A 1508-nucleotide genomic window follows, 5' to 3' on the forward strand; every position below is an offset into this window, starting at 1 on the left:
GCTGGACGCGGTCGAGGCGGTCTCGAGGTGCTGCTGTACGAGCTCTGTCAGTGACTCTTTGGGCATCGGTTTGAACCGCCCCGGGTTCAGTGGAGAGTCGTGTGTGCTTCGGCGGCGGTCGCCGTCGAAGGGTTGCGGGCAGCGTAGTGGGCGTGCTCGTACGCTGCGGGTGCGAGGTAGTCGCACCATGAGTGCGGGCGGGTCGTGTTGTACCAGTCGACCCAGCGCAGGACCTCGAGCTCGACGTGCTCGAGCGTCTTCCACGGCCCGCGCCGGCGGATGAGCTCGGTCTTGAAGACCCGGTTCAGGGCCTCCGCGGCGGCGTTGTCGTAGGAGTCGCCCTTGGACCCGACCGAGGCGACGATCCCGAGCTCCTCGAGTCGTTCGGTGTAGCGGATAGCTCGATATTGGACTCCGCGGTCGGCGTGGTGGACGAGGCCGGTCAGGTCCCGTCCCTGAAGCTGACGCTGCCAGATGGCGTGTTCCAGGGCGTCCAGGGCCAGGTCGGTGCGCAGCGAGCTGGTGACCCGCCAGCCGACGATGCGGCGGGAGAAGAGGTCCATGACGAAGGCGACGTAGACGAACCCGGCCCAGGTCGGCACGTAGGTGATGTCGGCGACCCACCGGTTGTCCGGGGCCGGGGAGGTGAAGTCCCGGTTCAGCTGGTCGGCCGGGTGGGTGTCCTTGGCCGGGATCGTCGTCCGCGGCCTCTTGTGGTCACCGGCGACCGCGCCGACCAGGCCCAGGGCCTTCATCCGACGAGCCACGGTGCACCGCGCCACGGGCGGGTACCGGCGCCCCGTGGGCCGGCCGTGCTCGTCCAGGACCTGTTGGCGGTTGAGCACCTTCCACATCTTCATGACCCCGTAGACCTGGTAGTTGGCCTCGTACGTCGCCTGGATGCGCTCATCGAGCGCCGCGTCGGCCAACGCCCGGGCCGAGGGCGGGCGCTTCCTGGCCACGTAGTAGGTGCTCGGGGCGATCTTGGCGCCGGCCTCGGTGAGGACGGTGCAGATCGGCTCGACCCCGAACTGGCCCCTGTGCTGGTCGACGTAGTCGATCAGCGTGGTGAGGGGCGGTCGAGCTCCGCCGCGAAAAAAGCCGATGCCGACCGCAGGATCGCGTTGGCCCGACGCAGCTCTCGGTTCTCCTTCTCCAGCTGCACGAGCCGCTCGTGCGGATCGGTCGCCGTCGCTGTCGACCCGGGTGACGGGCCGGGGCCACGGAACCAGTTCCGCAGGGTCGGCCCCGGGATGCCCAGCTGCTCGCCCACCTGGCTGCAGGCGCGCTTGACCGGCATCCCCGGGTTCTCCCTGATCGTCTCGTTCACCGTGCGGATCGCACGCTCACGCAGCTCGTCGCCGTACTTCCTCGGTGCAGGCATGACTCCACTCTCCCGTAGAGATCAAGACCCTCCACCAAACCCGGGGCGGTTCAGTTCTCCTCATCAGTGAGTGAACACTCTGGATCACACGCCTGCGGGTCTGGCTGGTGCTGTCTAGGCTAGC

1 protein-coding gene and 1 other annotated feature are annotated in these 1508 nt (G+C 68.3%); the gene reads right to left on the reverse strand.

Features of this window, described 5'->3' with window-relative positions; all coding sequences use genetic code 11:
- Nucleotides 1–86 precede the first annotated feature (86 nt).
- Nucleotides 87–1384, reverse strand: a protein-coding gene (locus tag D4B81_RS17735; RefSeq protein WP_237566091.1) for an IS3 family transposase whose coding sequence is annotated in 2 segments (ribosomal slippage) — nt 87–1096 and nt 1096–1384 — 1299 coding nt in all. Because the reading frame shifts where the segments join, the coding sequence is not laid out codon by codon here.
- Nucleotides 975–1103 (reverse strand) — a sequence feature (AL1L pseudoknot). (Overlaps the previous gene by 129 nt.)
- Nucleotides 1385–1508 lie beyond the last annotated feature (124 nt).

Origin of the sequence: Ornithinimicrobium cerasi (genome assembly GCF_003702705.1) — a bacterium.
Lineage (GTDB): Bacteria > Actinomycetota > Actinomycetes > Actinomycetales > Dermatophilaceae > Ornithinicoccus > Ornithinicoccus cerasi.